The organism is Dechloromonas denitrificans, from assembly GCF_020510685.1.
Lineage (GTDB): Bacteria > Pseudomonadota > Gammaproteobacteria > Burkholderiales > Rhodocyclaceae > Azonexus > Azonexus denitrificans_A.
The window spans coordinates 4,166,477-4,192,691 of the sequence record NZ_CP075185.1 but is presented as its reverse complement, the minus strand read 5'-3'; the positions used below and the strand labels follow the sequence as shown (position 1 = coordinate 4,192,691).

The window sequence follows — 26,215 nt, the reverse complement described above, 5'->3', positions numbered from 1 at the left end:
ACCGGGAAGCGTCGCAATGCGTCAGGGCGGATCAGTCCACCGAAGCCGCAAGGGAGAAGCGCAGAAAAGTGCTATCCACCCCGCCGATTAGGCGAGGACGGACCAGTTGGGGCGTTCGGGGTGCGCGAGAGCTGGTGCGGTCAGATTCCCCGGCAACCAGGGAATCGCAAAGGACGCGCTGCTTGAAGCCGGCAAGGAGGCCATGCTAAAAATCGCCGCAGCACAACTTGCATGGCAGGCGACGCAATCGCCGTCGATGCCGCCACCCAGGGCTTTGGCATCCGGCGCGCCCTCCTGATCGGCAGCGGCCTGATGCTGGTGGTCGTGATGACCGAAGTGCTGTGCAGCGGCCCCGGTCTCGTGCTGGCAATAGCCGGCCACCGCTGCCCAGGAGAACTGGAATGGCAGAAAAACGAGGATGAGGATCGAAAGCCAGCGGCGCATGGGCGGGATTGTATCAGTGTCCTGCTAAGGCATATAGCCGTAGCGACGTTGGCTGGTCATCAAGAATGCTCGTTTTCGTCATCCCTTTAATTTTGCTTCAGAATTCCAACACATCAGCGCTGCCACATGTACTGCTGGTGCTGCATCATCTGGTCCATCATCATCTGCTGCATGCCCATGTGGCGATCCATCATGTACTGCCGTTGTTTCATTTGCTCCGGGGTGAGCTTGGAGTAATAGCTGCCCATGTGACCCCAGCCCATCGTCGGATCGCCCATCATCATGCCGTGCCCCATCATGCCACGGCCACCCGTACAGCAGTCCATACCCCCCATGCCGCCGCGACCCCACATGCCGTGCATCATCTGCATATTGCCTTGCATGGTGGCCCAATGGTCTTGCAGCAGCTTCTGACGCTCCTGCGGATCTTGGGTCTGGCGAATCTTGTCCATCTGCTCCTGCATTTTCTTCATGTTTTCTTGCGCCTGCGCCATCTGCTTGTCGTACTCGGCCACGTTCGGCACAGATGGTTTCGCTTGGGCCGCCTTGTCGGCAGGTGCTGCGGATTCCGCAAACACCGGTGTTACTGACAGCATCAAGGCGGACATGACAGCAATCAAGATAGTCTTTTTCATGATCGATCTCCTTCGGGTTTGATTTATTCAGCATAGGCCGACATACTTAACTTCGCAACAACCGAAGGCCATTGGTGACCACCAGCAGACTCGCGCCCATGTCTGCGAACACCGCCATCCACATGGTCGCATTGCCGAAAATGGCGAGTCCAAGAAAGATCGCTTTGATGCCCAGGGCCAGCCCGATGTTTTGCCAGAGCACCGCATGGGTGCGTCGGGACAGGCGAATGGTCTCGGGAATGCGCCGCAGGTCGTCGTTCATGATTACCACGTCGGCCGCTTCCATTGCCGTGTCCGTGCCGGCAGCGCCCATGGCCACGCCGATGTCGGCACGGGCCAGGGCTGGTGCGTCGTTGATGCCGTCGCCGGTCATCGCGGTTGGGCCATAGCGACGTTGCAAATCTTCGATGGCCGCCAGTTTGTCCTCTGGGAGAAGATTGCCCCGGGCGTCGTCGATGCCGGCCTCCTTGGCAATGCTCGCGGCCGTCGCCATATTGTCGCCGGTCAGCATGACCGAGACGACACCGAGACGGTGCAGATCAGCCACCGCCTCGCGTGAACTTTCTTTGATGGTGTCCGCCACCGCAAAAATCGCCAGCACCTGCTGTTCCGACGCCAGCATAGTCACCGTCCGGCCTTGCGTCTCGTGCACCTGAAGGCGAACCTCGATCTCGGCGCTACACAGAGCGCGCTCCTCAATCAGGCGATGATTGCCGAGGATCAGCAGTTGGCCGTCGGCACGCGCTTCCACACCCCGTCCGGCAAGGGCGAGAAAATCGGTCAAGCCATTTTCCGGAAGGTTGAGACCGGTCGCAATCGCTTTTGAGACCGGATGGTCCGAGTGCCCGGCGAGGCTGGCCGCCCAAGCTAGCACCTGGGATTCGGGGACCCTCGAGGGAAGTATTTCTGTGGCGACCAGACGGGGTTTGCCTTCGGTAATGGTGCCAGTCTTGTCGAGGGCAATGACGCGCAGTTTGCGGGCCTCCTCAAGATAGACGCCGCCCTTGATCAGGATACCGCGCCGGGCCGCCGCCGCTAGGCCGCTGACCACCGTCACCGGCGTGGCGAGCACCAGCGCGCAGGGGCAAGCGATGACCAGCAGCACCAGGGCCTTGTAGAGCGCCTGCGTCCAGGTCCAGCCGAAGAGCCAAGGGGTCAGAATGGCCACGGCAACAGCGATGGCGAACACGGCCGGGGTGTAGATTGCGGCAAAGCGATCCACGAAGCGTTGGGTTGGCGCTTGCGTCCCCTGCGCCTGTTCGACCGCGTGGATGATGCGGGCCAACGTGGTGTTGTCGGCAGCGGCCGTCACACGGAACTCCAGGATGCCGGTTTCGTTGATCGTGCCGGCAAATACCGGGTCGCCCGCCACCTTGTCAATCGGGATGCTTTCGCCGGTGACCGGCGCCTGATTGACAGCACTGCTTCCTGTCGTCACCTGACCATCGAGCGGTATCCTGGCGCCGGGTTTGACCCGTACGCAGGACTCCAGCTTTACCTCTGCGGCCGGCACTTCCAGCCACGTCCCATCAGCCTGCCGGACTTCCGCCGTCGCCGGCGTCAAGTCGAGCAGGCCCTTGATGGCGTTACGCGCCCGATCCACGGAGCGGGCCTCGATTAATTCGGCAATGGCATACAAGGCCATGACCATCGCCGCCTCGGGCCACTGTCCAATGAGGAAGGCACCGGTCACGGCCACACCCATCAGCGCGTTCATGTTCAACTGCCCGCGCCGTAATGCCGCCACGCCTTTGCTATAGGTAGAAATACCGGATAGCCAGATGGCAACGACGGCTAATGCCATACCGAAACCCTTGAAAGGCAATGTGTCGGGAGCGAAGAAATCGAGGGCTTCAGCGCCGACGGCCAGCCCCAGCGCCAGAACACTTCGCCAGAGCTCACTGACGCCGACGTTTTTCGTTTCCGCCTGATCTGCCGAGACCGCTTTGGGGCTGAACCCCGCCTTGCGGATGGCGGCCAAGGCTGCATCGAGGGCATCTGTCGTCGCATCTATCGAAATTGTGCGTGCAGACAGTTGGAAACGCAGGGAACGGATGCCATCGATACCGGCCACCGCACGACGGATATCATTCTCTTCGTTCGGGCAGTCCATGGTTGGAATCACGAAGACGGGCACGCCATCGCTTTGAGCGTGATCGGAGGCTCCCGGGATTTCTGCTGCGGAACATCCCCCGGTACAGCCGCTATGGGCGGTTTCCTGACGGGGCTTCGGGTTGGGATCAAGACTCATGGCGTTCTCCTTGTTTCCCACATTAGAAACCCTTGAGTGACTACAGAGTCAAGCGATTACAATAAAAGAAAATAGTCGGAGCCGAAGCAATGCTTGAGTTCGCCAAAGTTCTGGGATTGTTCGCCATAACCGCGTTGGCCGAAATTCTCGGCTGCTATCTGCCCTTGCTGGTGTTGACCCAGCAGCGTTCACCTTGGCTGTTGATCCCCGCCGCCGTTTCCTTGGCGCTGTTTGCCTGGCTGCTGACCCTGCACCCAGGTGCCGCCGGGCGAATCTACGCTGCCTATGGGGGTGTCTACGTGGCGATTGCCCTGATCTGGCTATGGCGGATCGATGGCATTGTGCCGACTCGATGGGATCTTGTCGGCAGTGCGGTCACGTTAGCCGGCATGGCGATCATCATGCTCCAACCGGCCCGGTCCATTTGATCGTCAGGAGGCGAATGTGAAAATCGGCGAGCTGGCCCGCCTTGCCGGGACAAATGTGGACACGATCCGCTATTACGAGCGGGATGGACTGCTGCCAGTACCGGCCCGCAGCGAAGGCAACTACCGCATCTATGGGGAAACCCATGTCCAGCGACTGTTCTTTATTCGGCGTTGCCGCAGTTTGGACATGACGCTGGATGAAATCCGGGTCTTGCTGCACTTCAAGGAGTCACCGCAGGAGAACTGCGCGGATGTGAATCGACTGCTTGACCGACACATTGGACACGTCGCCCAACGGATGCAAGAACTCCAGGAACTAGAGAGGCAACTAAAAGACCTGCGTGAGCGGTGTGGCGAGGCGCGAGATGCAGCCCACTGCGGCATTCTTGACGGCTTGTCTCAAGCGATTGTGCCTGGCGGCAAGACTGCATCCCATGTTCAGGGAACGCATCGGCATGCTGCAAACCGCAGCTTGGAGAAGGAAACTCAAGGCAAATAAGGTTGATGAGATTTGTTTAGCATACGGGTTATTCCGTTGTCTGTGCTTTCCCTTGATACAAACAAGCAACCGTTCAGGCACCGTTCCATAAACGTCAGCATCCTTCGCAATAACGGTCGTTCAATCCAGCCAACGCCACCGGCAGCAATGGCCGATGAGGTCTCAGTGGTCGGACAGCCCGAGTGACTGCTGCACTCAGAGAGCTGCCGCTGGATGATCGCAATGACGAATGACGGCAGTGGGCACAAAGTGTGAGTAGCGGAGGTCGAAAAGCTGCCGCTCAGATTCGTCTGGCCCGAATTTTCACGCCGGGCGTACTTGACCGGCGGCATACCAACGCAGAGCCGTCGCTCAATCGGCTCGCCTCCAATGGCTGCTGAGGCCGACCTCCGGTCAATCGCCTGAATTTTCCATTCGGCGGTAGTTCGGCCAGTGTTGCCGTTGGGGTAGGTCGCCGCCAACGGCAGCAACCTGACGGTCAACGGCCGTAGTCCGGCAAATTGGTCTCTACGTCTGCTTCCCCGCATGCGCTACAGTCGGATCGTGCCCTTATGTGGTATTCCACATAACGACACGGTTGGTGCCACTCGGGTCTGTCTGGTGAGTAACGGCTGCCGCGGCAACCAGTCATTCGTCTATGAGCGGAACAGCTTCAGATGCGCGGATTCGATATCGGCGGCGGTGATATCGACTGCGTCCTTCACGCTCAAGGCCCGCTTCATGAGGGCCAGATCACGGAGGAACGAGGGCGCGCCTGAGCCGCTATAGATTGCGGGCATCAGCAGGTACGCTCCACTCTGCCGATAAGCGGCGAGAAAGCGGGACAGATTGACATCGTCCGACGGATGCATGATGTTCGTACGCGATGCGACCATCGACAGGCGTTCATCATCATGCACCTTCGACGTGACGATCAATCCATAATGCTTCGGATGCTCCTCCGAGAACTTGCGAACGATGCTGATATAGATTTCTTCATCCTCGTCAACATCGCCGAACCGCTCCCGCCAACGCTCGAAGATCCTTGTTCCGGCATCCCCGTGTGTGAACATTAGGCCGAACCAGGGCGGCGCATGTGGGCCCAAATCACCGAAGGCGGCGCCGATCCAATTCGCGCGATCCCAAAGGTGCACGTCGATCACCGATCGAACGCGCATGTCGCGATGGTCATGGACCGCCGGGCGAGCTAAGGCCCCTTCCTCGTCGTCCTTCTGCGACTCGCCGCGCCTCATCGCGGTAACCGAGCGGAGGATGCGCGGCCTGCTCGGCAGAACGTCGTAGCGTTCAGGCGAGTGCCGATCCCACGCGGCAAGGCGGGACACGCCGCCGAAGATTCGTGCGCGGCCAAGGCAAACAGATCCCACCATGGCGACGCGATCGATCGCCGCGTCGTTCTCGAACAATCGCGGCAGCGCTGCCTTCGGGTTGATGATGTGACAGGTGGAAGAGAGCACCGCGCTAGCCACCTCCAGCAGCATGTCGTGGTAGTCGTCGTAAGACGATGCCGGGCGGGGAAGGAGGCCGCGGGGCCATTGCACGGTCAGCCCCGTCTGATCGGCGTCGATCGAAACCTCGTACCTGGCGACATCGGCCTCAACAATGCGCGCGCTGAAGCGTTCAATGTGTGCCGCAGCCTCGATTTCATAGGCGGTGGCGAAGAGCGCTTCAATGACGCCGACGGCGGCTTCGGCCAGTGTGATCGATGCGTCCGTCGTGTCGTGCACGACATCGACGCGGACCCCGAGTACGGAGGTGGAGAAGGTTTGCCTGCTTCCGGCGTTAAGAACCGAGGGACGCCATACCGCGTCAGCGGCCGGCTGATCGGCCAACGTCTGAAAGAGCTTGGCCGCGTCGGATGCCGACTCCTCCGCAGGAATCGACCCGTCCGACCGCAGGAGGTTTTCGTGACCGAGCGCGTAGAGCAATGCGGCTCGGCTGACGAAGAGACCCAGCCCCTCCAAGATGTCCGGCGCCGTGCGAAGCCCTTCAAGGTCGGTTTCACCGAGGTTGATGATCTGGCAGGCGAGCACCCCGTCGAAGTCCTGCAAACGTTCCTGGGCGGCTTTCGCTGATTCATCGCTGAAAGGGAGCGACGATAAACAACCGCGCGCGATCTGAATTGCCTCCAGCGCCTCCGGGAAATGCTTCAGTTCGACCGCGATCCATGCCCCGACCATCAACGTTGGGAAGACCTTCGCGGGAACGCTTCCGGATTCATCGCCTTCGATGAAGAGGCTTGCCACCGCCGTCGTAAACGCTGCGCGCGCCGCCCAAAGCAGGCCCGCGCTGCGATAGGCGATCGCGAGGAGCGACATCGTTTCGATGAATTGCTCGGCGTATTCCTTCTTGTTCAGCCGTCGCCCGGCCTTGCCGAGGAGTCGGATCATCTCCATGCTCTGCTCGGCGTCGGCGAGCTGCTTTGCGCGTCGGAGAAGGATCAACGCGCCCTCGCCTTCGCTGGTCCTGTTGCCGACAAATTCGGAGGCCTGGTCGACAAGATCGCGGTAGCCGCTATCGTTCCCGGCGACTTCGCCGAACACCTGGATCATTTTGACCAACCGGGACCCTTCAAACTCGCCCAGTCCTTCCGCCTTCAAGAGTACGTCTGAAAACTCAGGCCACAACGAGGACAGATCGGCGGTGGCGTCATTGACTATCGCTTCATTGACTCTCACGATTAGCAGCGACGTGCGGGCCTGAAGGGCGTTGTTTGGTCGCTCGGCTTCATTGGCCAGCTGCGCGAGTCGCGTCTTCAGCCGAGCGACGCGCGCTTCCAGTTGCGCCTTTTCCCGGGGCCAGCTATTCCGGAAGACTGCGTTGAAGAGCAGCTGCGCGAGGTTGCATAGGAATTCCAGGTTCTTGGCGTTGTCGTCTTCGATGACCTCGGCTTCAAACTGATCGTATCCGGCAACCACGGCGTCGATGTCATCAAACCACCAGAAGACCGTCCATAGCCATTCGTAGCGCGCCTCAAGCTTTTGGCGCCGCGTGCCACCGTTGTCGGCGACACGAACGGCCCTCAGGAATCGGCCATCGACGTCAGTTCGAGGAAATCCGAGGCTGCGCGAAAGCTTGGCGGCAACCAGTGATTCCGTCGCAAGGTGCATGGCCATGCCCTCGAACGCCGTCGGATCGTCCAGCTCGCGTTCGATGTCGGCCAGTTGTTGCGTTCGGGAATAGTCCTCCGGCCCGAGTTCGCTCTCGGTCCCTTCTTCGCCGATGGCGAGATAGTTGAAGGCGAGGTCTCTGCGGTTCTTGTCGATGACTTCGCCAATGATCCATGCCCGGTCCAGGATCGTGACCTGCAGACCATGTTCGCGCGAGAGTTCGTCCTCGACGCGCGCCCGATCTTTGGCGCGCGCAGCCCGCGAGGTGACAAAGAAGATCTTGTGGTAGCCGCGCCGGGTGGCGACGATCCCCTCAACGTCGGAGCGGGCCTTTTCGGCCCATTTCTGTTTCGCACTGAAAGCGAAAGCCCAGCGCTCCCGGCCGCCATTGGCTTGGCCGACGATGTATTGTAGCTTGGCGATTTCATCAGCAACCGGGATCGTTTCCGTATCGGCCTTGCTGTCGCCACCCCCCTCGGGGCCAGTCGCAGGACGCAGATTCGGGCAGATCGTGCGCTCGCAAAGTTTGCGGCAGAAGATCTCGAAATCGTGCGTCTGATTACGCTCAGTGATTGTGTCGAGGTGGTGTGACAGGATCTCGGGCTTCAGCCGGTGCGATGTCCGCGAAGTGGAGTCCGAGTAGAGTTCCGGCCGTAGCTGGCGCATGTATTCGGACGGCTTGGGACCTATTCCCATCGGGTTCTTCGCCATGGAGTGCGTATACCTTCCCTGATGTTTACTTGCTTATACACGTGCCGTCTTCCGCTCGAAAGTGACAGCATGATCAGTTGCGAGTGCGGCAGGCAGGTATCATGCCACGGACATTGATGGATTTGATCTGGATACGGAGACCCATGATGACAGACAGGAATGAGGTTGACGCCCGCACTGCCGAGCGGCTATTGGCCGCCTGGCGGGCCTTGCGTGAAGGCAAACTGAAGGTGGCTCCGCAGTTCCGTGAACTTGCCGAGGAGTTGATGGCCGCGCCGCTGAACATTGTGGGTCTTGTCGACACGAGCCGCATGTCTAAAAGAGCAATTTCCTTCGGTCGAACCTCTGGCATGACGCTCGACTTCATGGCACAGCGCGAGCCGGAGCCGCTTCCCCCGTCATCCTTGCCCATGGCTGAGGCTCAGCCCGAACTTTTCCGGCTGTTCGCGCAGCTCTTTGCCGCCTTGACCGGCAGAGCGGTCGCACTGGTTGCGAACGAGCAGGAAATCAAGGACCGGATGCTCTGGCGGTTGAAGCATGAGCCCGACGCGATGGCCGAGAGAGCAAACGCGGCATTTGATGAGCTGGCGGCGTTCTACAGCGCCAACGCGGTCAAGCTCTTCCAGCATGCAAAGACGCTCGGTGGCATGCGTCTAGTGAGCGGCGGGCAACGTGCCTTCGGTCCGTCCGCACTCAATGCCGTCCGCATCACGGGTCTCTACGCCGACACACAACTGCTCCCCGATCCGGTGTACCCCTATCTTTCGGCCGACCTGCACCTGAACGCCAAGCACCTCCAGCTCGCAAATGCACTCTTCTACATCCTCCAGTTGAGCCCGCTGGTCGACGCCGGGCTGCCCGTTCCTCCGGTGTTTGTCTTCCCGAGCTTCGAAGAAGGCCTCGAAGAGCACGACGCCCACACCAAGCATGGCATGGAGCGACTGGCCGTTAGGATGGTCGCCCCACTCTGCGAAGGCACTGTTGCGTCAGTGGGCGAATTGTTCGAGTACGCGAACAAGCATGGCGAGCCATTTGCACAGGCGCTTCTGGCAAGCGGGCTGTTCATCCCACCAGGCGCGCAACCCGACCAACGGTTTGGCGTAACGGAGGCAGCGAAGGCGTACATCGCGGCACTCGAAGGCGTGCGGTCCGAAGAGATGCTCGCCAAAATGAAGAAGCTGCCGATCAGCGTTCTGCTTTTGAACGGCGTTCTCGAGCGGGTACGTCCACACTATCACCTGCTCGAAAACGCCACTGAACTCGGTGCGCAGCCTCTTCTGTCACAGCGCGCGCACTGGCACTACTTTGAGATGTGCGCGCAGGCGAACGCGGAAGACCTCCTGCGCAAGAGCGTCCTGTCCGAGCAAGCGTTTCAGACCCTGCGGGCCGTTCAAGATGACAGCCTATCCTGGCTGGCGACGATCCCTGTCCAGACACTCACCGAGCTGATCGCCAACAACGAGCATCGCTGGCTCCGCGAAGAACTGAACAAGTACACGGCGCAGCTCGCTGGCGGCGCGGCCATCGATACCAATGACATGGTGCGTGAAGTGAGCTTTGGCCTCGCTTCGTTGGTCCAACGGCAGCAGAAGGCCATGAGCGAGATTGAGCGCAAGTACGCGCCTAAGAAGATGGCGGCGTACCTCGGCGGCGGATTAGGCATCGCCATAGCGGGCGTAGCCGCGTTGCTTCCAAGCCTTTCTCCGCTGCTCGGTGTTGCGATTCCTGTCGCGGCAGCTACTGCGGCAGTTGGTGGCGGCGTACTTGGCTTCGGCAAGGAGAAGGTCGGAGAACAGGTGGAGAAGCGCCAAGCCGAACGCTCGATGCTCGGTGTCCTTGCCACGGTGCGTCCCCGCTGAGCTGGATCGGCGTACAGCGTTGCTGGTTTGGTTCGCGAGACATGCGCCGATCGCGAGCGATGGGCCGGTTTCGGACAGCAGGGATCCCAGCAAACTATCAATACCAGTCAGGCTGAATATTCGTCGTTATCGGTGATGGCCCCCGACGCGCCATACCGCTATCGAATGATGGCAAGACGACCGATATCGTGGTGAATCCAGTGCGCCATTCAGAGCGGCTGCAAACGGTGGTTATGCCGCTGGTGGCGCAATTGTGGGCGGCTTGTAGCTCTTACGGTGAAGCCGACGTAGAGACCAACTCGCCAGGCTACGACCGTTGACGGTCAGGTTGCCGCCGTTGGCAGCGATCGAAGCCAACGGCAGCTTCGGCCGATTATGTAGACCCGGCGATTATGGAGAGCGGCGGGTTCACGCCACCTTGGAAGGCACACAGCCAGCTGGATTTCAAACGGTGCGATGACATCATGCTCAACATAATTTCCAGGGTAGCGAAGGCGCCGACTGCAGAAAACCCAGCCGTAGATGTCGCACTGGAATTGGCCCAAGGCACGTATTACCGTTGCCAGTAACCGTTGTTTGTCGTGTTCACGGATTGCTCGGAGACACGAATTACCCAAAATTATGTTGATCACCCGTCCGCCGAATTCCTTGTGCCCCAAGGACGTGAAGGCGCTTCATGACATCAGGTCCACATAATCGTGCGGTCTACATAATCGGCCTTATGTGGAGCTCCACATAAGGCCGAGCAGCGGCCTGATGCAAACGACAACAGGCAGAAAATCGGCCACAACGGCCATTGGGATGAGGCGCCACCAACGGCCGCAATGTGTTGGTCAGATGTCGTAGACTTAAACTCTGGCCGAATGACCGGTTGGTACTTCAGGCTTTAGCCGGATCCGACCTTTGCTACCCCTTGGAACCTTCGTTCTCCAAGCCCCAAAACAGACGTTCAGTAAGCATCGCGTCGAACACACGGCGCTGGACTGTTTTCGACAAAGCCAAATTGACGAAGGTCATCGTCTCCGGTACTTTCGGATTCTGTCGGGAAAATAACTCGGCACACCGAAGAGTTCTGCGGCATATCAGGTATATGTAATGCAAATAGATCAGTCGAAGCTGCCGGCGCGTACTATGACTGACCGCCCGCTAAATTAGGAACTCTTGACCGTGTTTTCAATACTCCACATCTCTGACCTACATCGCACACCAAATGCGAAGATTTCGAATGCGGAGCTGCTATCAGCGCTCGTCAGGGACCGCGACTCCTATACGCTAGGCGACAAGCCCATTCGCCCGCCGGACGCAATCGTCGTAAGCGGAGATGTCGTGCAAGGAGTACCACTGAAGGCGCCGAATGGTCAGGCCACCTTGCAGGCCCAGTATGAGGAAGCTGAGGCGTTCTTGGTAGACCTCGCCGCAGAGCTGCTGGGAGGCGACCGTTCCCGTGTCATCGTTGTTCCCGGAAACCATGATATTGACTGGCAGCTGGCAAAGAGTGCAATGCAGCTGGTTGAGTTGGGTGATCTACCCGAGAACGTGCTCAGCGCTCTGCAGGAGCCGGACAGCCAGTTTCGCTTCTCGTGGGCCACGAGGGAGGTGTTTCGTATCGTAGACCCGGCGCTGTACTCCAAGCGGTTTGACGCCTTCTGGAAGTTCTTTAGGTCGTTCTATTCTGGAGTGGGCGGATTGCTACGGGTGGATCCGGGAAGCGACGCCAATCTGTACTCGCTACATGGTGGTCGGATTGGAGTTGCCGCGTTCAACTCCTGCCACGGGAACGACTGCTTCGCGTTTCACGGCGCCATTCCTGCAAGGGTTATCTCGCAGACCCATCTTGATATGCGCACCCTCGGGCCATTCGAGCTCTCTATTGCAGTCTGGCACCACAACCTGGAGGGCCCCCCCTACAGGACCGACTACATGGACATTGAGATAGTGCGTGCCATGATCGGACGCGGTTTTCGAGTCGGGATGTATGGGCATCAGCACCGCGCCCAAGTGTCCGCGCAATCACTGCGCCTAGCAGCATCGGAGACTATGGCGATCCTCGGCACGGGTGCCCTGTGCGCCGGCGGGGCAGATCTACCGAGCGGCAGCCACCGACAGTACAGCATCATCGAGATCAGCGACGACCTTCGCAGCGCAGAAGTCCACGTGCGCGAGATTATGGACTCCGATATGTTTGGGCCAGCCTCGCTGCCAGCGTTTGAGCGCCGTGGTTCCAGGGAAGTCACGTGGGACCAGCCCACGAATTCACTTGGCTCGCCGATTGACACTGCCAAGAGAGCCATCACAGCAGCCATTCAAGTAGCCGAGATGCTTGTGAAGACTTCTCACCATCCTGAGGCGGTGGCCAAGCTCTGGCCCTTACGCAATCAACTCTCCGGATATGGACGTAAACTCTTGCTGGAGGCCACTGGATCCTCCCGGGACTGGACATCTCTCGTAGAACTCACGCTTGAGCCCGGCAGCATCGAAGAGTTGGTTATGGGAGTTGAAGCGCGGATTCGTAAAGGAGATTGCTCTGTTGCCAAGGCGTATTTGGATCAAAATGCGACCCGCCTGTTGCTCCCTGAACATCAGGTGCGGGAACTCTTGAGCCGCATCGCAGCCGAGGAAGGGCTAAGTAAGAAATGAACACACAGCCAACCGAAAAGTTCGTCTTTGAGGTCGACATCAGCAAGATGATCGAACTACTAGCGGCACAGATCTACCCATCACCGCTGGCGCTGCTTCGCGAGAACATCCAGAACTCGTTTGACGCCATCTTGCAGCGGCGACATGCAGGTGACTCCTTCGAGCCGCTCATTGATGTCACGATTACGCCCCACGACATCAAGGTCACCGACAACGGGAAAGGAATGTCCGCTACGGAGCTCAGAAACAACTTTTGGAAAGCAGGGTCGAGCAGTAAGAACACACCGGAGGCTCAGGCCGCCGGTGTCGTGGGAACCTTTGGCATAGGCGCGATGGCCAACTTTGGAATTGCGAGCTCTCTGTCGGTCGAAACCGAGAGCTTCGCATCCCGCGAACGCACAGTTTGCTTTGCTGAGAAGGCGAGCCTCTCGGTGACTGAGGAATGCATCACATTTCAATCGGCCGAACCTACTGGCGAATTTGGCACGACGATCCATGCCAGTATCGCTACTGGCTCTGAAGTCGATGTGCACGCTGCCACCGAATACATCCGCGAGTTCGTCAAGTACCTACGGTTTCCTGTAAGAGTAAACGGAGCCGTTGTCAGCCTCAACGACATAAGCAGTGCAGTGCAACACTTTCCTCAGGCATCGAAGAGTTCCGGTAGCGGCGTTGCATTCGGACAAGGTGTAGTAGGCGACTTCGAGTTGGAAGTGGCCGGCACGGGTGACGTCCGAATTGCGCTGAGCAACATTACAGTGGATTCGACTCCGTTCGAAGGGCGTGTAATCCTTCGCGAAAACGCAGGGAGCATCATGACCTACCGCAATGCGTTCGGGCTTGCGACGACTGCAATAGCGAGCCGCTACAACTTTGGTGGCGTTGCGGACTTTCTCTTCTTTAAGCCGACCGCAGGTCGGGAGGCATTGACTGCCGGGAGCGTGGCAATGCTCCAGAAGATTCTGCAACCGCTCGATGAGTTTGTCTCGCTAATCCTAGCGAAGCGGCCAGAGTCAAATCAGAACACCAACTTCATCTCGTGGGTGCATTCACACGGCCGGTATGAACTCTGCGGATTTCTGCGAGTGCGTATTGAGCCGGGAGATTCCGAGACGCTCGAGGATCTGAAGAAGCGCTCGCTGGCAAAACCTCTGCTGGTGTATGCGGGTAACGATCAGTCGATCATCAACTTGGGCTCATCGGAGCAGCCCATGGTCATCCTCGCGCGCCAAGCCGCCCGCCGAGACTGCGAGTACCAATACCTAACAAAGTATTGCCAGATCGAGGAGATTAGCAACGAGCCCAAAGTCCTGAGCACAGCTTCCGAGATAGATTATTCCCTGGCCGAATCTGCCTTTACATTCCGTCTCTCTACAATTGTGTCGGGCGACTATTTCGTTTCAGCCGACATCAAACTCGGAGACATCTCTCACGGCCTTCCAGTGCTTGTGCAGGAAAAAGCGAAACCGGTCCAAATTGTCCTTCAACGATCTAGTCCGACGCTTCAGGTAATTAAGCGGGTGTACGAGAAGGAGTACGGCGCCTTCGAGCACATGGTGAAGGACTTCGTCCGGAATATCATCTTTCCAAAAATTTCGCACCTCGTTCCGAGCGCCACACGTCAGGGAGCTGAAGCGTTTCTGAATACGATTCAGCGTAATCGAGAGGTGTTCGAGTATGAATACGATGATGTCGAAAGCCTGACCAAGGTCTGGAAGGATTACCTCGATGGCAAGATCACCCAGCCACAGGCTGCGGCGCGCGCTGGTGCAATGGCCAAGCGCAGCCGCCAGGTGATCGATGCCGGAGTTGCTGGATCGGTCAGCGAAGTTGTACCGGATGTAATCGAGAACGAGCAGGCCATCCCGGGAGAACGTGACAGCTCAGGTGCACAGCCACCGATTGAGCGCCTCGATATCGAAACCCCTCGTAAGCTCTTGACGATCGGCACCGGCGAGCCAGCACTGCGCGGCTATCGGTGTTTTCTGGCATTGACGGACAGGATACGCGACGAGCGGGGAGACTTCTTTCTTCAGCCCCACCGCACCTCGATAGTCTGGGGAGGGCAGAAGGCACTTTTCATCTTCGAACATCACTCCGGCGAGTTTGGGCTTTACTACGAGATTCAGACGATGCTGCCAGTGAGTTCCGTGTCTGGCGGAGGGTCGGTCGAGACTTGCACCATCGTCATGAAGAATCGAATATTCATCCCGATACCTGCCCACCTTGAGAGTTGCTTTGTTCCCGATGCAGGAGAAAAAAAGCGCTTAGATGTCCGATGCGAGTTGCTTTACATCGACAGGAAGTAGGCTCTATGGCGAAGGGTTAGTGCTCGCGGAGTATTGATGAGTACCATTCCACCTAGCTGTCGTTGGTAAATAATCGCTAGTGGCCAGTAGGTTGAGGTCGCCAACGGCCGCTTCGTAGAATTCCGCTTCGCTGAAATTGAGATTGGCCCAATGGCGGCATTGGAGAAAGCTGACTGACCGCAAACGGTCGGAGTTCGCGTTCGCTAGATCGAGAAACTGCCGTTCATCACGTTTTACGGCTGAACGGCAGGTCACCGGCACATTCCCGACTGAGTTTGGCTACAAGCCCAATGTCAGCATTGGCCGGAGGCTGTGTGGAAACGTTCGGAAATTTTGGCTGCTACAGGTTGGGTGCAGAAATTCTGCCTACTAATTTCGGGTTTTCCGGTTGGCATTCCGAATAAGAAGGGCAAAAAGGCCCGGTTAGGCCTGCATGGCTGCCTTTAGGTCTGCAATGCCGATGATCTTCATGACTCGTTTCAGATTGTAGGCAAGGACATGCAGGCTCATTTCGGTACTGACCCGTTCCAGGGTCCGAGTCAGGAAATGTGTGGCCCCCATCCAGTCCTTCAGCGTGCCGAATGGATGCTCAACGGTTTGTCGTCGCGTGCGCATGGCTTCGGGTTTCTTATCGAGGCGTTTCTGCATCGCTTCCAGGCTGGATTCATATTCCCCGCGAGCAACGCGCCGATAGGGGCTTGGCGTACATTTCTCCTTCATCGCGCAGCGTGGGCAATCGGAGCTCCAGTATTTATGGATCAGCGCGCCACGTTCAACGGTTGAGAAACGCCAGATCAGTCGGCTGCCGGCCGGACACTGATACTCGCCAGTCTTTGGCTCGAAGACGAAATCCTCCTTGTCGAATCGGCCATTTGCTTTGGCTAAGGAGGTCATGGGCTTCGAAACAAACGGGGTGATGCCCGATTCCTCACAGGCGTGAATTTCCTCGCCGTGGTAATAGCCACGGTCCGCAATGACCTGGAGATCGGGCGCAGCCATCGCAACCTTGGCTTGCCTGGCCATCTTTGCCAGCTGGCGCCGGTCGCTACCGATATTGGTGACCTCGTGAGCAACAATGAGATGGTGCTGGGTATCGACGGCTGTTTGAACGTTATAGCCCACTAACCCTCGACTGGTACTGGTTGCCATGGCACGAGCATCCGGATCGGTGAGCGAGATTTGCCCGGTGGGCGACTGGTCCAATTGAGACTGAATTTCCTTCAGTTGCTCCATCCTGGCCTTCAGCGTTGCCATCTTCTCTTTGAGTCGCGTCGTTCTCGCTTGGGCAATCTCGGCAGGCTGGCGATCGGCGGTATCCATCTCGGTCAGATAGCGCTCGATGCAACGGTCGATTTCCTGCATCCGCTTTTCGAGTTTGCCTCGTGTGAAGTTGCGGTCATGGGCGTTGACCGCTTTGAACTTGCTGCCATCGATGGCCACGACCGCCTGGGCAAAGAGATTCAGTTGGCGGCACAGCACGACAAACTGACGACAGGCGTTGCGAATGCCTTCGCCGTTGTCCCGCCTGAAGTCTGCAATGGTCTTGAAATCCGGAGATAGCCGCCCGAGCAGCCACATCAATTCGACATTCCGTTGCGCCTCCCGCTCTAGCCGGCGGCTTGATTGAATGCGATTGAGATAGCCGTAGACATAGAGCTTCAGCAACGTCGACGGGTGATATGAAGGCCGTCCCGTAGCGGCGGGCTCGACAGAGAAACCCAAGCCGCCAAGATCGAGTTGGTCGACAAACAGATCAACAACGCGGACCGGATTCTCCGCATTGATGTACTCGTCGAGTGATTCCGGCAGGAGCGTAATCTGCTGCCGATTGTCACCCTCAATGAAGCGCTTCATGCCAGCCTCCAGACATCCATCGTCATAGAGGATTTAACGCATCAACCACCTGTTTGGAGTACACAGTCCGGGTGTTTTCACACAGCCTCGCCGAACTCCTGCCAGTGGCACGCTGGCGCCAAAATCCCGAGCTATTGGGGCGGCCTGTCGCACAGTCGCAGCGACCGCTGCCGTCGCGCAAGCGAGTCGCAGACGCGCTGCCAAAGGCTGATCTGCTGCGCGTAGACACCTTCGGCAATCTTCCCGCCCTCAAAGACCTGAAGATGCCCGTGTCGAACCGGCCCGGCCGCCTGCCGTTGCAGCTTCTGTTCAATTATCTCGCTGATCCACATGGTGCTTCTCCCATCCAATGCGTTGTTGAATAAGTATCGAGAGTGACGGGCTCTGCCGCGTCACTCACCACAAACCTGAGCCATCGCCAGGTCAATGTCGCGGGCGTTGACCACGGCCAAGCCCGTCTTTGCCGGTACTCGACCAATGGCCAGATTGACCGCCATCTGCAGGATTTCCTGAACATTGGCCAAGGGCTGACCCGCCAACTGCTGGGCAGTTTCTACCAGAGACAAGTCGGGCGCCATCCGTGCTTTGGAGCGCTGCTGCCATTGGTGCAGGTAGTCGAGCACCGTGGCTTGATCCGGCAAACAAAACGCCACCTTCTCGGTAAAGCGACCACCCCGGAGCGCGGCGGCATCCATCGCCTCCGGATGATTGGTCGCGGCGATGAACAGCACATCCGGAATCCGCCCCGCCGATCCATCGATAGCTGACAGCAGCTTGTTGGTCACGACTGAGGTTTGACTCATCCGCCGATCAGCCAGGACGTCGTCCGCCTCGTCAATAAACACCACACACGGACGCAACTCGCTCGCTTCGTCGAGAATTTCCTCGATCCGCTCCGGATTCGACAGCAAGTCCAGGCCGCTGACCGGCAAGAATGCCCACCGCGCCGTCTTGGCCAGTGACCGGGCGCACAGGGTCTTGCCCGTGCCGGGTGGGCCGTAGAACAGCACCCCGTGCGGCACCGACCCGCCCATGGCTTCAATATCAACGATCCGGGCCATCCGGTGCGCCAGCGAGTCCAGACGCGTCCGCGCCTCGCTCGCCAGAACCAGTTGATCCAGCGTCGGTGTATTTTCCGGAAAACGCCCGGCACGTCCCTGCAAGGTGCGCAGGGCGACCTGCAGATCGTCGTAGGTAATCGACTGGCTGCGGTCTGGCCGACGATTGGCTTCGTTCAGAATGGCGGTAATCCGCGCCACCGAGAATCCAGCCCAGCGGTCGGTCGCCACCGTCAGGGCTGAAGGCGCCAACGGGCCCCGGGCATGAGACTGGATCAGATGGCGGCGGGCCGGCGCGTCGGGAGGCGGGATCTCAATCTTGAAATCAAAGCGCCCTTCGCGAACCGCCGCGCTGTCGAGACGATCCAGGTGATTGGTCGCCGCAACCACGATGACACCCGTCCCGCGGATATCCACCAACTCCGTGAGCATGATATTGACCGCCTTGATGCTGTCGCCATCCGCGTTGGCGGTCTCCCGCGACGCCAGCAAACTGTCCACCTCGTCGAAGAACAGCACACAGGGTGCATGGGCACGTGCCTCCTGGAAGACCAGCGGCAGGCGCGACGGCATATCGCCGACCCACTTCGAGGCGACATCGCCATAGGTCAGCGTCAGGAAAGGCAGGTTCAACTCACCGGCCAGTGCCTCCGCCAGATAGGTCTTGCCATTGCCCGGCTTGCCGGTGAGCAGGATGCCGTTCCGGGGGGAATGGCCGGATTGCCCACCTTGAATGACTTCCTGGCCGGCGGCCAATAGCCGATCCTTGATCGCCTGCATGCCGGCGACCTCGGCAAAGCGGATGCGTGGCCGACGCACATCACAGCACCGGCTCTCCGGCGAATTCTGCGCTTCGGCCTCTGTCGTACCCACCTGGGGGCGGGCAGTGCGCTGTCGCTCCCGGGGTAGGGCGGGCCGGGCCAGCAGCCAGTGCTGGCGAACGTAGGTCAGCAAGCAGATACCGCTGATCACCCAGATTTCGGGGAATTCGTCGGGCTGCCCCCAGACCCGGAACAGCATCAGGCCGCAGAGGACCAGGTGCAAGGTGGCGATGGCTCGTGAAACGAAGATCGGTTCGAGGAGCAGCCCCCAGATGACCAGGAAGCTGACGAGAAACAGCCACAGACCGAAGATGCTCGTGAAGGTCGCGAACTTGCCGGGCTCCGGCAAGGGGCTGACGTTGCCGATCAGGGATGCCAGCACCAGGACCATACCGGCGAGCATGGCCCAAACGTTCAGGGAGTGCGTCGCCCGGACAAGGTAATGCTGTAGCCGTTCACTCATAGCGGACCTCCAGGCGACGGCCGGCCCACCCCCAACCGGCCAGCCAGCTTCGACTTGCCTGCCGGTCATCGATGGCTTGGAGGAGTTGCGCCGGAGCATCGCCCTTACGCAATTTCTTGTCCATGATGATGCGGATGGCGACTACCCGGCGCTGCAGGGCCTGGTCGTAGCGATGAGAAAAGGACATGGCCTTGCAGCCGACGGTGGCCGTGCACATTGCGGTCGCCTCGTCCGCTAAGAGCGGAAAGGGCGGACCGTCCATCTTCCGGACATAGAACAGGCTACACAAGGCGATCAGGATCCCGATCATCGGATAGCGAATGGTGCGGGCGAGGGTGGTCAGTGATTTCATGTTGGTGCTCCAGTACTACCGACTTTACCGGGCGAGTCTCGGCTTTCAAGCCCCCAAATTGCCCCGCCCGACCCGGCATGGCAGGACGATTTACCGATCGCTGAACGCCAAATTGACTTCCCTGGCCTTCAGGATTTCCCGGATCGCCTTGTAGATCTGCCAGGGGCCGACCAGCCAGCCGAGCATGGCCGAGAACACCAGATGGGCCGATAGCGAGATGAAGCGCATGAGCGGATGGTAGTAGCTGCTGCCTGAGTGGAAATATCGGGACAGGGCGCTCCAGCCAAAGGGCAGGAAGGTCAGGGCTAACGCCCCGATGACGATCTGATCCCAGCTCAAGGCCGTCTGGCTCAGGAAAAACAGGCTGGCCGCCAGGATGACCCCGCTGATCGCCAGTTGCTTGTAGAAGTGGCCGGCCACTGCCTGGTTATGAGCAACCAGACAGTCACGGCACAACACTTCGCGGTCGCCGATTTGGCAAGCCGGACACAGCGCGCGCTGGCAAGCTGTACATAAGCCGATCGCGTCGGTGTCCGGATGATTCGCACATTTCATGATTTGCTCCCTGATTGAGTTGTTGTAATCCCAGAACGCCTGCGATTGTGACGTAAACACGGCTGACGTAAAAGCAACCAACGGCGACCATCCTCCGATGGTTGACGCCGGTGTTCCTCCATTTGATGCTGATCTTCGCCAGACCCTCGGCGAGAACCTGCGTCGTCTGCGCGCGCAGCGGGACTGGTCGCAGGAAGATCTCGCCTTCGAGTGCCAACTGCACCGGACTTTTGTGGCGCACGTCGAACGAGGCAAACGCAACATTTCGCTCGACAACATCGCCAAGTTGGCCCGTGCCTTGGGTGTTCCCGCCTACCGCCTACTCGTTCCGCCGGCCGACTGAGAATCCCAAGCCCGAAGGGGAGGCGCTAGGTCAGGATGGCCAGATAGAGCGCTATGCCGGCGGCCATTCCGAGCAGGGCCGTGCCGACCCTGCTCGTTTGCGCAGCACAACGCGCCAGGGGTTCCCGGTGCCGATAGAGCCAGCGGCTCAGGTAGCGGTAATCATCCGGCGCCTGTTGGCCGCGGCCGAGCAAACGGCTTACACCTTCGAAGAATGCATAGGCTTTAGGGCGCCAGCTTTGGCCACGCAGGTGGGCATGGGCACTGCGTGAGTCGAGTGCTGCAAAATCCCTCATGAAGCAGTGCTGCTTTGGGTGTGACGGGTTTGTCATGGTGACTCCTCGGTAATTTGACCTTTACCGTTTTACCCATTTCTTGCGCGCTTTCTACCCCCCAAATGCAAGCGAACGCTCCATGGGATGCGGCACGCCGAATACCATAAATCGCTGCCGTTTCAAGTGGCGATATTTGCCTTTGCGCCGCCATTTGGGGGCTTGAATCTGAAAGATTGCCCTGTAAAACAGAGGGAAGCGATGGGCTCAATTGCATTGCCCATCGTCAACTTTCCCTCGTTCAAAGGAGCTTTCATGAAAACAGCAAAGCATCACCCGCCGTATCGCACCCTCTTGCCGACGGAAATCCGCTTCCGTCCCGATGTCGAGTTTCGCGCCCGGGAATCGCGTTTGATACACCAGATGGCGCGCAATACGCCCGCTGAAAATCGGCGTCTCGGTAAGGAGATTGCCCGACAACGCCATCGCCTGCGTCATGCGCTTGGCGTGGTTCGCCGTTACGCCCGCAGCATCGCCCGCTTGAGCCTCCCTGAACAGCAGGCGATTCGCCAGCTGCAGGATTCGCCGTTCTACGTCGGGCTGGGCGCTGCCGCGGCCTTGCAGCGGGACGACACCGATGAAATGAACGATATCGATGACCTTGATTGGCTGTTTGATGAGGAGGAGGTGGGTGATGCCTGAAAAACTTCCGTTATTCATACATTCGCTCGGACCATGGCTCTTTTGGGCCGTGCTGATTTTGGGTGTCAGCGTTCTGCTGCTGATCGAAGTCGAATATCGGCAGTCAGGAAAGCCACGTCGGGATCTCTGGCGTGCCGTCGCCAATGGCATATGGTCCGGTTTCCGTTCCGGCGTACGGGGCTATTTCGCGCCCTTCCACAAAGCCCCCTGGCTGGCGGCCTGGCGCGCCTATCAGGATCCGGCGGGACGTTGGTGGTCGCCGCTGGCAGCTTGGACCAATGCGATTGAGCGGATCGCCTTTGGCAAAGCCCCCTCTTCGACCCGGAATGGTGAACGCAATGGACCGGCGGCGTAGAGGATCGTCCTGCAATGCCCAATTTCGGATTATTCCAATCAGAAATCGCGGTTTTAGCTCAGGGACGCCCACATTGTGAAGGGGTACTGTGTTCCCGATAGCTTTTTTCTGGCGGTAATGAGGGGATATTTGTATGAAAGAACATGAAGTCCAGCAAGAAAATCCTGTTGCGACTGAATTTCAGCGCGGCCAAGACGGATTGTTTGCAACCTGCGATAGCTTGCAAATGAAAAGTGATGACGAACGTCTAACAATTTCTTGGTGGAAAACGACCAGCCCGGTAACAAGTCCAGACTTTGACACGCCTGCATGCAAAGCTTGGTTTAATGGAGAAGAGGTTTGGGAGCCAGTATTTCTACTCCGAGGATGAGGCCATCAAAGGTGGGGTGTTGCCTACGGTTAACGCTATCGCACATAAACTTGCGCGATATACCGACCTCGGCCATCCCCATGGCCGAGATCGGTTGATGTCAGGGCAAGGGATTCAGCCTTGCTGTATCCCAAAGCTAGATAGGCTTCAATTTGATCGCGGGCAAACGCATAGCGCAGCGCGTGGCCACTTTCCTTTCCCTTGAATCCAGCGCTGGTCATGACGTTTTTGTAGCGATTCATGGCCGACTTTTCATCCGGCTTATTGATCAAAACCCCGTTTTGGCAAGCGGCCAATTCCTGTGCGGCCTGCACGGCATCAATCGCGCGTTGTCGGTTTGCGGGATGGACAAGCCGAGGACGGCCGCCCTTGGTGCCAAAAATGACATGGACCGGCTTACCGGAGGCCAGTTGTTTTGCCCAACTGATTAGCGATTTGCAGGATTTGACCGCTTCCTCAGCCCGCAGACCAAGCGCACGTTCCAGATCAATACAGGCGCACACACCGTGGTCGAGAGCGAAAACTGCGGTTCGCAGGGTGGCAAATCGGGCGTCAGACATCGCTGTCTTGGTACCGTCTCGACTTGCGCCTGAAATTCCAAGGGCCTTATTGTCAAGCTGTTCGGCTAGTTTGTTTCTGCCTACCGCACGCAGCGTGCAACGAAGTGCCGTCACCTCATTTTGCAGCGTGCGTATGCCGATTCCGTTTGCTTTTCGGAACTGGACATAAGCCTGGATATATTTCCCTTTTATTTGTTCGATCGAGCGAATCTGGATGTTCTGTGTTTTCAGAAAATCATGAAAACGGGCAACGACAATTTGCCGACCTTCACGGGTCTTGAAACTGCCGCCCGCATCAAAGGCAGCGTTTTGAAGCTGTTCTCTTAATGTCTTCACGTTCACTCTCCTGTGTTCCCCATCGCGCACGGCAAAATTCCCCCTGGTTTGGCTGAAAGCCGGATCCTTTCTGGGTCTGATGAGCGGGGGGAACGATCGAGCGCGCGAAGGTGCTACAGCAGGTTGAGGTCTCGGGGCCGGTTGAGGTGCGTCGCACCGCCGTCACGTACGTGAAAAGCCCATCCGAAAATCGGATCCTGCTCGATCGTTTTAAGTCCGTCAGACTGAAATAGCCACCAGTGGGTGGGGGCATTCGCCCTGTCTATGAGTTTTCTGGGTGGAGATTGAAACTGAATGTCCGCACTTCATAATCCTGAACGGATATTGAATTTCCGCGGGTAAACAGGCGCGCAGAGCGCGCGTCATTTTCTAGATCGCGGCTAAAGGCCGCTCTGGGTATGGTGTTGGGCGCCGCTCGTTGGCGGCGTCACTTTCTGACCTGCGGTCCAAAAAAGTGACGCCTTGACACTCTCTGCCTTGCTTCGTGGCAGTTTTGGCACGCGGTGATCTGTGGAACAGAGCTTATATGGGCTGGCTTGTCGGGGTTCTCCCTTTCGGTGCTACCAGCTACCGCTTTAGCCTCCATCGGAGACCATCAGTGTTTCCATTCTAGCTCAATATTGTTCGTCTATTCAAGCAACTGTCTATCTAAAACTTTCAGGATGACTCAACAATCTTTCAAGGCATTTCGGTGTGCGGCCAACGGCACGCAAATTGTGTTTTCGTGTCAAAAACCGTTGATTTAGCCGGGCGACAGTGGAAAGGTCAATGAGTATTGTGAGCGGGTAGCAATGTTTACTGACCACACAAAGAGGACGCTATGTCTAATTGCCAAGTAAAAGTTTATGTGCTCCCCGCCGATGTGTATGGAGGCTTTGAGGTCGATGAAGATTTTAAAAAGTTGCCGTTAATTGCACAGCTGGATATCCAGAATGAGTGGCTTTCGCAGATACAAAGACGTTTTGAACATACTCTGGTGTTATTTTGTTTTGAGATCATTGGAAGTATTGGTACAGCTCGGAGTTGGGACGATAAGCTGAAAATGTTCGGTGCATTGGTTAAATCTTCCGGCTTGGAATTGCCTCATAACTTCGAAGAAATCGCACGTAAGCATCTTGTCGTGCCGATAGTTCGTGACCATGTCTCTTGCATAGCCTGCCGTACACAGGAGCATTAAGGAGGCGAAGTTCTGCCGCCTGCAAATAAAAAACTGTTCTTTTGCAGTGCGTAACAATATGCCCCTGCTGTTTTCGGCAGGGGCGTTTATACGTTTCGGTAATTGATCAGTCGATTAGTCCAAACTCTGCTTGCAAGGCTGAGAATGGGGAAGCTGCTGCACTAACCTAGTTTTCTTACAAGATCAGCATCGTCCTGTTTGTAGTATCGCATCACAGAACGGGGTGATCGATGACCAACCATCTTCGCTAGTTCGTGCATGCTGAGCTTCTTTGCAAGCATTGAGACAGCGCAGTGTCGTAAGTCGTGGAAGTGAAAGTCTACTATTTCAGCGCGTAGCACTGCGCGCTGGAAGCCCGCTGTAACTGCAGTCGTGCTTGAGGCGAAGACTTTGCCGCTGATGTTGCGTGGCAGTGTTTCTAGAATAGTAACTGCGCGGCGAGATAACGGTACAGTACGAGAATCGCCATTTTTTGTGTCTGCTAGGAATGCGAGCTGTTTTCTTAGATCGATATTCTTCCAAGTTAGGCCGAGGATTTCACCCCGGCGCATGGCGGTCTCCAGCGCGAGCTGAACGATAGATTTCAAGTGAAGGCCGCGAGACTTGTTTAGAGATTCCATTAAACGTTTTTCTTCATCGTTATCAAGGATGCGATCACGCTCGTTTCGAACCACGGGCTTGCGAACATTGGCTACCGGATTGCCAAGAGGAAGAGGAATGCCAAAGTCTACGGCAGCAGCTTTGTATAGGCGTCCCAGGGTGGCGGCGTAATGCTGTACCGTTTGAGGACTGCGAGTTTTGCCTAGTTCTTTCATCCATTCGGCAACCATCGAGGGAGCAATCGCGGAAAGATGGTACTTGCCGAATTTCTTGGATATGGCATTGACGCGTTGTTCTTCCTGGCGCTTGCTTTTCATATTACGGGCTCGTTCTTCTAAGTAACGCTCGGCTAGCATGGCTATCGTCGTGCGTTCGGCTTCGTCCCGTGGAATGAAGGTGCCTGTATCCATTTCTCGTTCGATTGCACGTACCCATTTCTCTGCATCTTTGCGCGTGTCGAATGTTTTCGACTGTGCGGGATATCCGGCTCGACGAACCTGAGCTTGGAACTGATAATCTCCCCTATTGCGAATAGTGCCCATAGTGACGATCTTCCTGTTTTTTTGTGTGATGTGACAAGGCTGTGACAAATATTACCAAAATCCGTGAAAAGCTCGATGTATACGAACAATTGATGCGGCTCGACAAGCCGATCGGCATTCTGCTGCTCTTCTGGCCGACCATGTGGGCGCTCTGGCTGTCCTCGCTCGGCAGGCCGAATTGGCTGGTGGTCTGGGTTTTCGCGCTCGGCACCGTGCTAATGCGCTCGGCCGGTTGCGTCATCAACGATTACGCCGATCGCGAGTTCGACCGCCATGTCGAACGCACCAAGGATCGTCCGCTGACCGCTGGCAAGGTGACGACGAAGGAAGCGTTTGCGCTGTTTGCCGGCCTGTCGCTGACGGCCTTTGCGCTGGTCGTGATGCTGGGCAACAGTCTGGTCGTCTGGTTGTCGCTGCCGGCTGTTTTCCTGGCTGCCAGCTATCCCTTTACCAAGCGCTTTTTCGCCATTCCGCAGGCTTATCTCGGCATTGCCTACGGTTTTGGTATCCCGATGGCCTATGCGGCGCACCTCGGCAGCGTGCCGGCCGAAGCCTGGTGGCTGTTGCTCGCCAACATCTTCTGGGCGGTGGCCTACGATACCGAATACGCGATGGTCGACCGCAACGACGATCTGAAAATCGGCATCAAGACCTCGGCCATCACCTTCGGGCGTTTCGACGTGGCGGCGGTGATGTTCTGTTATGCGATGACGCTGGGCATCATCGGCTGGGTCGGCACCAGCTTGCACCTTGGGTGGGCGTTCTACGCCGGGCTGCTCGTCGCCGCCGGGATTTTCGGCGTGCACTACATCTGGATCCGTGGTCGCGAACGGATGGCCTGCTTCAAGGCTTTCCTGCACAACAATTGGGCCGGGCTGGCGATTTTCGTCGGCATTGCCGTGGATTTTCTCTTTTCTGGAAGGATCTTCGGATGAGGCTCTTTTCTTTGCTGTCCAGCGGCGCCTGCCTGGGCTGT

General features: G+C 57.9%; 23 protein-coding genes. 12 read left to right on the top strand and 11 right to left on the bottom strand.

Annotated elements, in window-relative coordinates; all coding sequences use genetic code 11:
• Positions 1 to 87 precede the first annotated feature (87 nt).
• The 3 genes from czcI to KI611_RS19925 all read right to left on the bottom strand — a co-directional run bounded on the left by czcI (position 88) and on the right by KI611_RS19925 (position 3,330).
• The gene (czcI, locus tag KI611_RS19935; RefSeq protein WP_226417392.1) at positions 88 to 444 is read right to left on the bottom strand and encodes a cation efflux protein, CzcI family; all 357 of its coding nucleotides are present in this window, start codon (positions 442 to 444) and stop codon (positions 88 to 90) included.
• 113 nt (positions 445 to 557) lie between these two features.
• A complete protein-coding gene (locus KI611_RS19930) occupies positions 558 to 1,079 on the bottom strand; it encodes a hypothetical protein (protein ID WP_226417391.1) in 522 nt (173 codons plus the stop codon).
• A gap of 46 nt (positions 1,080 to 1,125) precedes the next feature.
• Positions 1,126 to 3,330, bottom strand: a complete 2,205-nt coding sequence (locus KI611_RS19925) for a heavy metal translocating P-type ATPase (RefSeq protein WP_226417390.1) — start codon at positions 3,328 to 3,330, stop codon at positions 1,126 to 1,128.
• An 89-nt stretch (positions 3,331 to 3,419) separates the two neighbouring features.
• On the opposite strand from KI611_RS19925, the gene KI611_RS19920 reads away from it, so the two are divergent.
• Positions 3,420 to 3,758 (top strand): YnfA family protein, encoded by a 339-nt coding sequence (locus KI611_RS19920; protein WP_226417389.1) that lies wholly within the window; start codon positions 3,420 to 3,422, stop codon positions 3,756 to 3,758.
• Positions 3,759 to 3,774: 16 nt separating this feature from the next.
• A complete protein-coding gene (cadR, locus tag KI611_RS19915; RefSeq protein ID WP_226417388.1) occupies positions 3,775 to 4,257 on the top strand; it encodes a Cd(II)/Pb(II)-responsive transcriptional regulator in 483 nt (160 codons plus the stop codon).
• A gap of 635 nt (positions 4,258 to 4,892) precedes the next feature.
• On the opposite strand, the gene KI611_RS19910 is transcribed toward cadR, so the two are convergent.
• Positions 4,893 to 8,075: a tetratricopeptide repeat protein gene (locus KI611_RS19910; protein ID WP_226417387.1), complete on the bottom strand. Its 3,183-nt coding sequence runs from the start codon at positions 8,073 to 8,075 to the stop codon at positions 4,893 to 4,895.
• A gap of 143 nt (positions 8,076 to 8,218) precedes the next feature.
• Here KI611_RS19910 and KI611_RS19905 point away from each other — a divergent pair, with 143 nt between their 5' ends.
• From KI611_RS19905 to KI611_RS19895, 3 genes are all read left to right on the top strand, one after another.
• On the top strand, positions 8,219 to 9,934 hold the full coding sequence (locus tag KI611_RS19905; RefSeq protein WP_226417386.1) for a hypothetical protein: 1,716 nt from the start codon (positions 8,219 to 8,221) through the stop codon (positions 9,932 to 9,934).
• A 1,167-nt stretch (positions 9,935 to 11,101) separates the two neighbouring features.
• Positions 11,102 to 12,571, top strand: coding sequence for a metallophosphoesterase family protein (locus KI611_RS19900; RefSeq protein WP_226417385.1), 1,470 nt, complete (start codon positions 11,102 to 11,104; stop codon positions 12,569 to 12,571).
• Positions 12,568 to 14,880, top strand: coding sequence for an ATP-binding protein (locus KI611_RS19895; RefSeq protein ID WP_226417384.1), 2,313 nt, complete (start codon positions 12,568 to 12,570; stop codon positions 14,878 to 14,880). Before KI611_RS19900 ends, KI611_RS19895 begins: the two co-directional genes overlap by 4 nt.
• A 423-nt stretch (positions 14,881 to 15,303) precedes the next feature.
• Here the strand turns inward: KI611_RS19895 and KI611_RS19890 are convergent, their stop codons facing one another.
• Positions 15,304 to 16,734 (bottom strand): IS1182 family transposase, encoded by a 1,431-nt coding sequence (locus tag KI611_RS19890; RefSeq protein ID WP_226417383.1) that lies wholly within the window; start codon positions 16,732 to 16,734, stop codon positions 15,304 to 15,306.
• Between the two features lie 71 nt (positions 16,735 to 16,805).
• Here KI611_RS19890 and KI611_RS19885 point away from each other — a divergent pair, with 71 nt between their 5' ends.
• A complete protein-coding gene (locus tag KI611_RS19885; RefSeq protein WP_226417382.1) occupies positions 16,806 to 17,099 on the top strand; it encodes a hypothetical protein in 294 nt (97 codons plus the stop codon).
• A 27-nt stretch (positions 17,100 to 17,126) separates the two neighbouring features.
• Here KI611_RS19885 and KI611_RS19880 read toward each other — a convergent pair whose 3' ends face one another.
• The 3 genes from KI611_RS19880 to KI611_RS19870 form a co-directional block, all read right to left on the bottom strand.
• Positions 17,127 to 19,076 carry an AAA family ATPase gene (locus KI611_RS19880; RefSeq protein WP_226417381.1) on the bottom strand — a complete coding sequence of 650 codons (1,950 nt, stop codon included), beginning with the start codon at positions 19,074 to 19,076 and terminating at the stop codon, positions 17,127 to 17,129.
• A complete protein-coding gene (locus tag KI611_RS19875) occupies positions 19,069 to 19,428 on the bottom strand; it encodes a hypothetical protein (RefSeq protein WP_226417380.1) in 360 nt (119 codons plus the stop codon). The genes KI611_RS19880 and KI611_RS19875 overlap by 8 nt, the downstream gene beginning before the upstream one ends.
• A 90-nt stretch (positions 19,429 to 19,518) precedes the next feature.
• Positions 19,519 to 19,983, bottom strand: a complete 465-nt coding sequence (locus KI611_RS19870; RefSeq protein WP_226417379.1) for a B-box zinc finger protein — start codon at positions 19,981 to 19,983, stop codon at positions 19,519 to 19,521.
• A 97-nt stretch (positions 19,984 to 20,080) separates the two neighbouring features.
• Between KI611_RS19870 and KI611_RS19865 the strand changes: the two genes are divergently transcribed.
• Positions 20,081 to 20,326: a helix-turn-helix domain-containing protein gene (locus KI611_RS19865; RefSeq protein ID WP_226417378.1), complete on the top strand. Its 246-nt coding sequence runs from the start codon at positions 20,081 to 20,083 to the stop codon at positions 20,324 to 20,326.
• Positions 20,327 to 20,351: 25 nt separating this feature from the next.
• Here the strand turns inward: KI611_RS19865 and KI611_RS19860 are convergent, their stop codons facing one another.
• On the bottom strand, positions 20,352 to 20,621 hold the full coding sequence (locus KI611_RS19860) for a hypothetical protein (RefSeq protein WP_226417377.1): 270 nt from the start codon (positions 20,619 to 20,621) through the stop codon (positions 20,352 to 20,354).
• Between the two features lie 123 nt (positions 20,622 to 20,744).
• Between KI611_RS19860 and KI611_RS19855 the strand changes: the two genes are divergently transcribed.
• From KI611_RS19855 to KI611_RS19845, 3 genes are all read left to right on the top strand, one after another.
• Positions 20,745 to 21,299: a hypothetical protein gene (locus KI611_RS19855; RefSeq protein ID WP_226417376.1), complete on the top strand. Its 555-nt coding sequence runs from the start codon at positions 20,745 to 20,747 to the stop codon at positions 21,297 to 21,299.
• On the top strand, positions 21,292 to 21,654 hold the full coding sequence (locus KI611_RS19850) for a hypothetical protein (RefSeq protein ID WP_226417375.1): 363 nt from the start codon (positions 21,292 to 21,294) through the stop codon (positions 21,652 to 21,654). Before KI611_RS19855 ends, KI611_RS19850 begins: the two co-directional genes overlap by 8 nt.
• A gap of 133 nt (positions 21,655 to 21,787) precedes the next feature.
• The gene (locus tag KI611_RS19845; RefSeq protein ID WP_226417374.1) at positions 21,788 to 22,024 is read left to right on the top strand and encodes a hypothetical protein; all 237 of its coding nucleotides are present in this window, start codon (positions 21,788 to 21,790) and stop codon (positions 22,022 to 22,024) included.
• A gap of 35 nt (positions 22,025 to 22,059) precedes the next feature.
• On the opposite strand, the gene KI611_RS19840 is transcribed toward KI611_RS19845, so the two are convergent.
• Entirely contained in the window at positions 22,060 to 22,920 is an 861-nt protein-coding gene (locus KI611_RS19840; protein ID WP_226417373.1) for an integrase domain-containing protein, read from the bottom strand.
• Between the two features lie 820 nt (positions 22,921 to 23,740).
• On the opposite strand from KI611_RS19840, the gene KI611_RS19835 reads away from it, so the two are divergent.
• Positions 23,741 to 24,097, top strand: a complete 357-nt coding sequence (locus tag KI611_RS19835) for a hypothetical protein (protein WP_226417372.1) — start codon at positions 23,741 to 23,743, stop codon at positions 24,095 to 24,097.
• 161 nt (positions 24,098 to 24,258) lie between these two features.
• On the opposite strand, the gene KI611_RS19830 is transcribed toward KI611_RS19835, so the two are convergent.
• A complete protein-coding gene (locus tag KI611_RS19830) occupies positions 24,259 to 25,239 on the bottom strand; it encodes a site-specific integrase (RefSeq protein WP_226417371.1) in 981 nt (326 codons plus the stop codon).
• A 41-nt stretch (positions 25,240 to 25,280) separates the two neighbouring features.
• On the opposite strand from KI611_RS19830, the gene ubiA reads away from it, so the two are divergent.
• Positions 25,281 to 26,174: a 4-hydroxybenzoate octaprenyltransferase gene (gene ubiA, locus KI611_RS19825; protein WP_226417370.1), complete on the top strand. Its 894-nt coding sequence runs from the start codon at positions 25,281 to 25,283 to the stop codon at positions 26,172 to 26,174.
• Positions 26,175 to 26,215 lie beyond the last annotated feature (41 nt).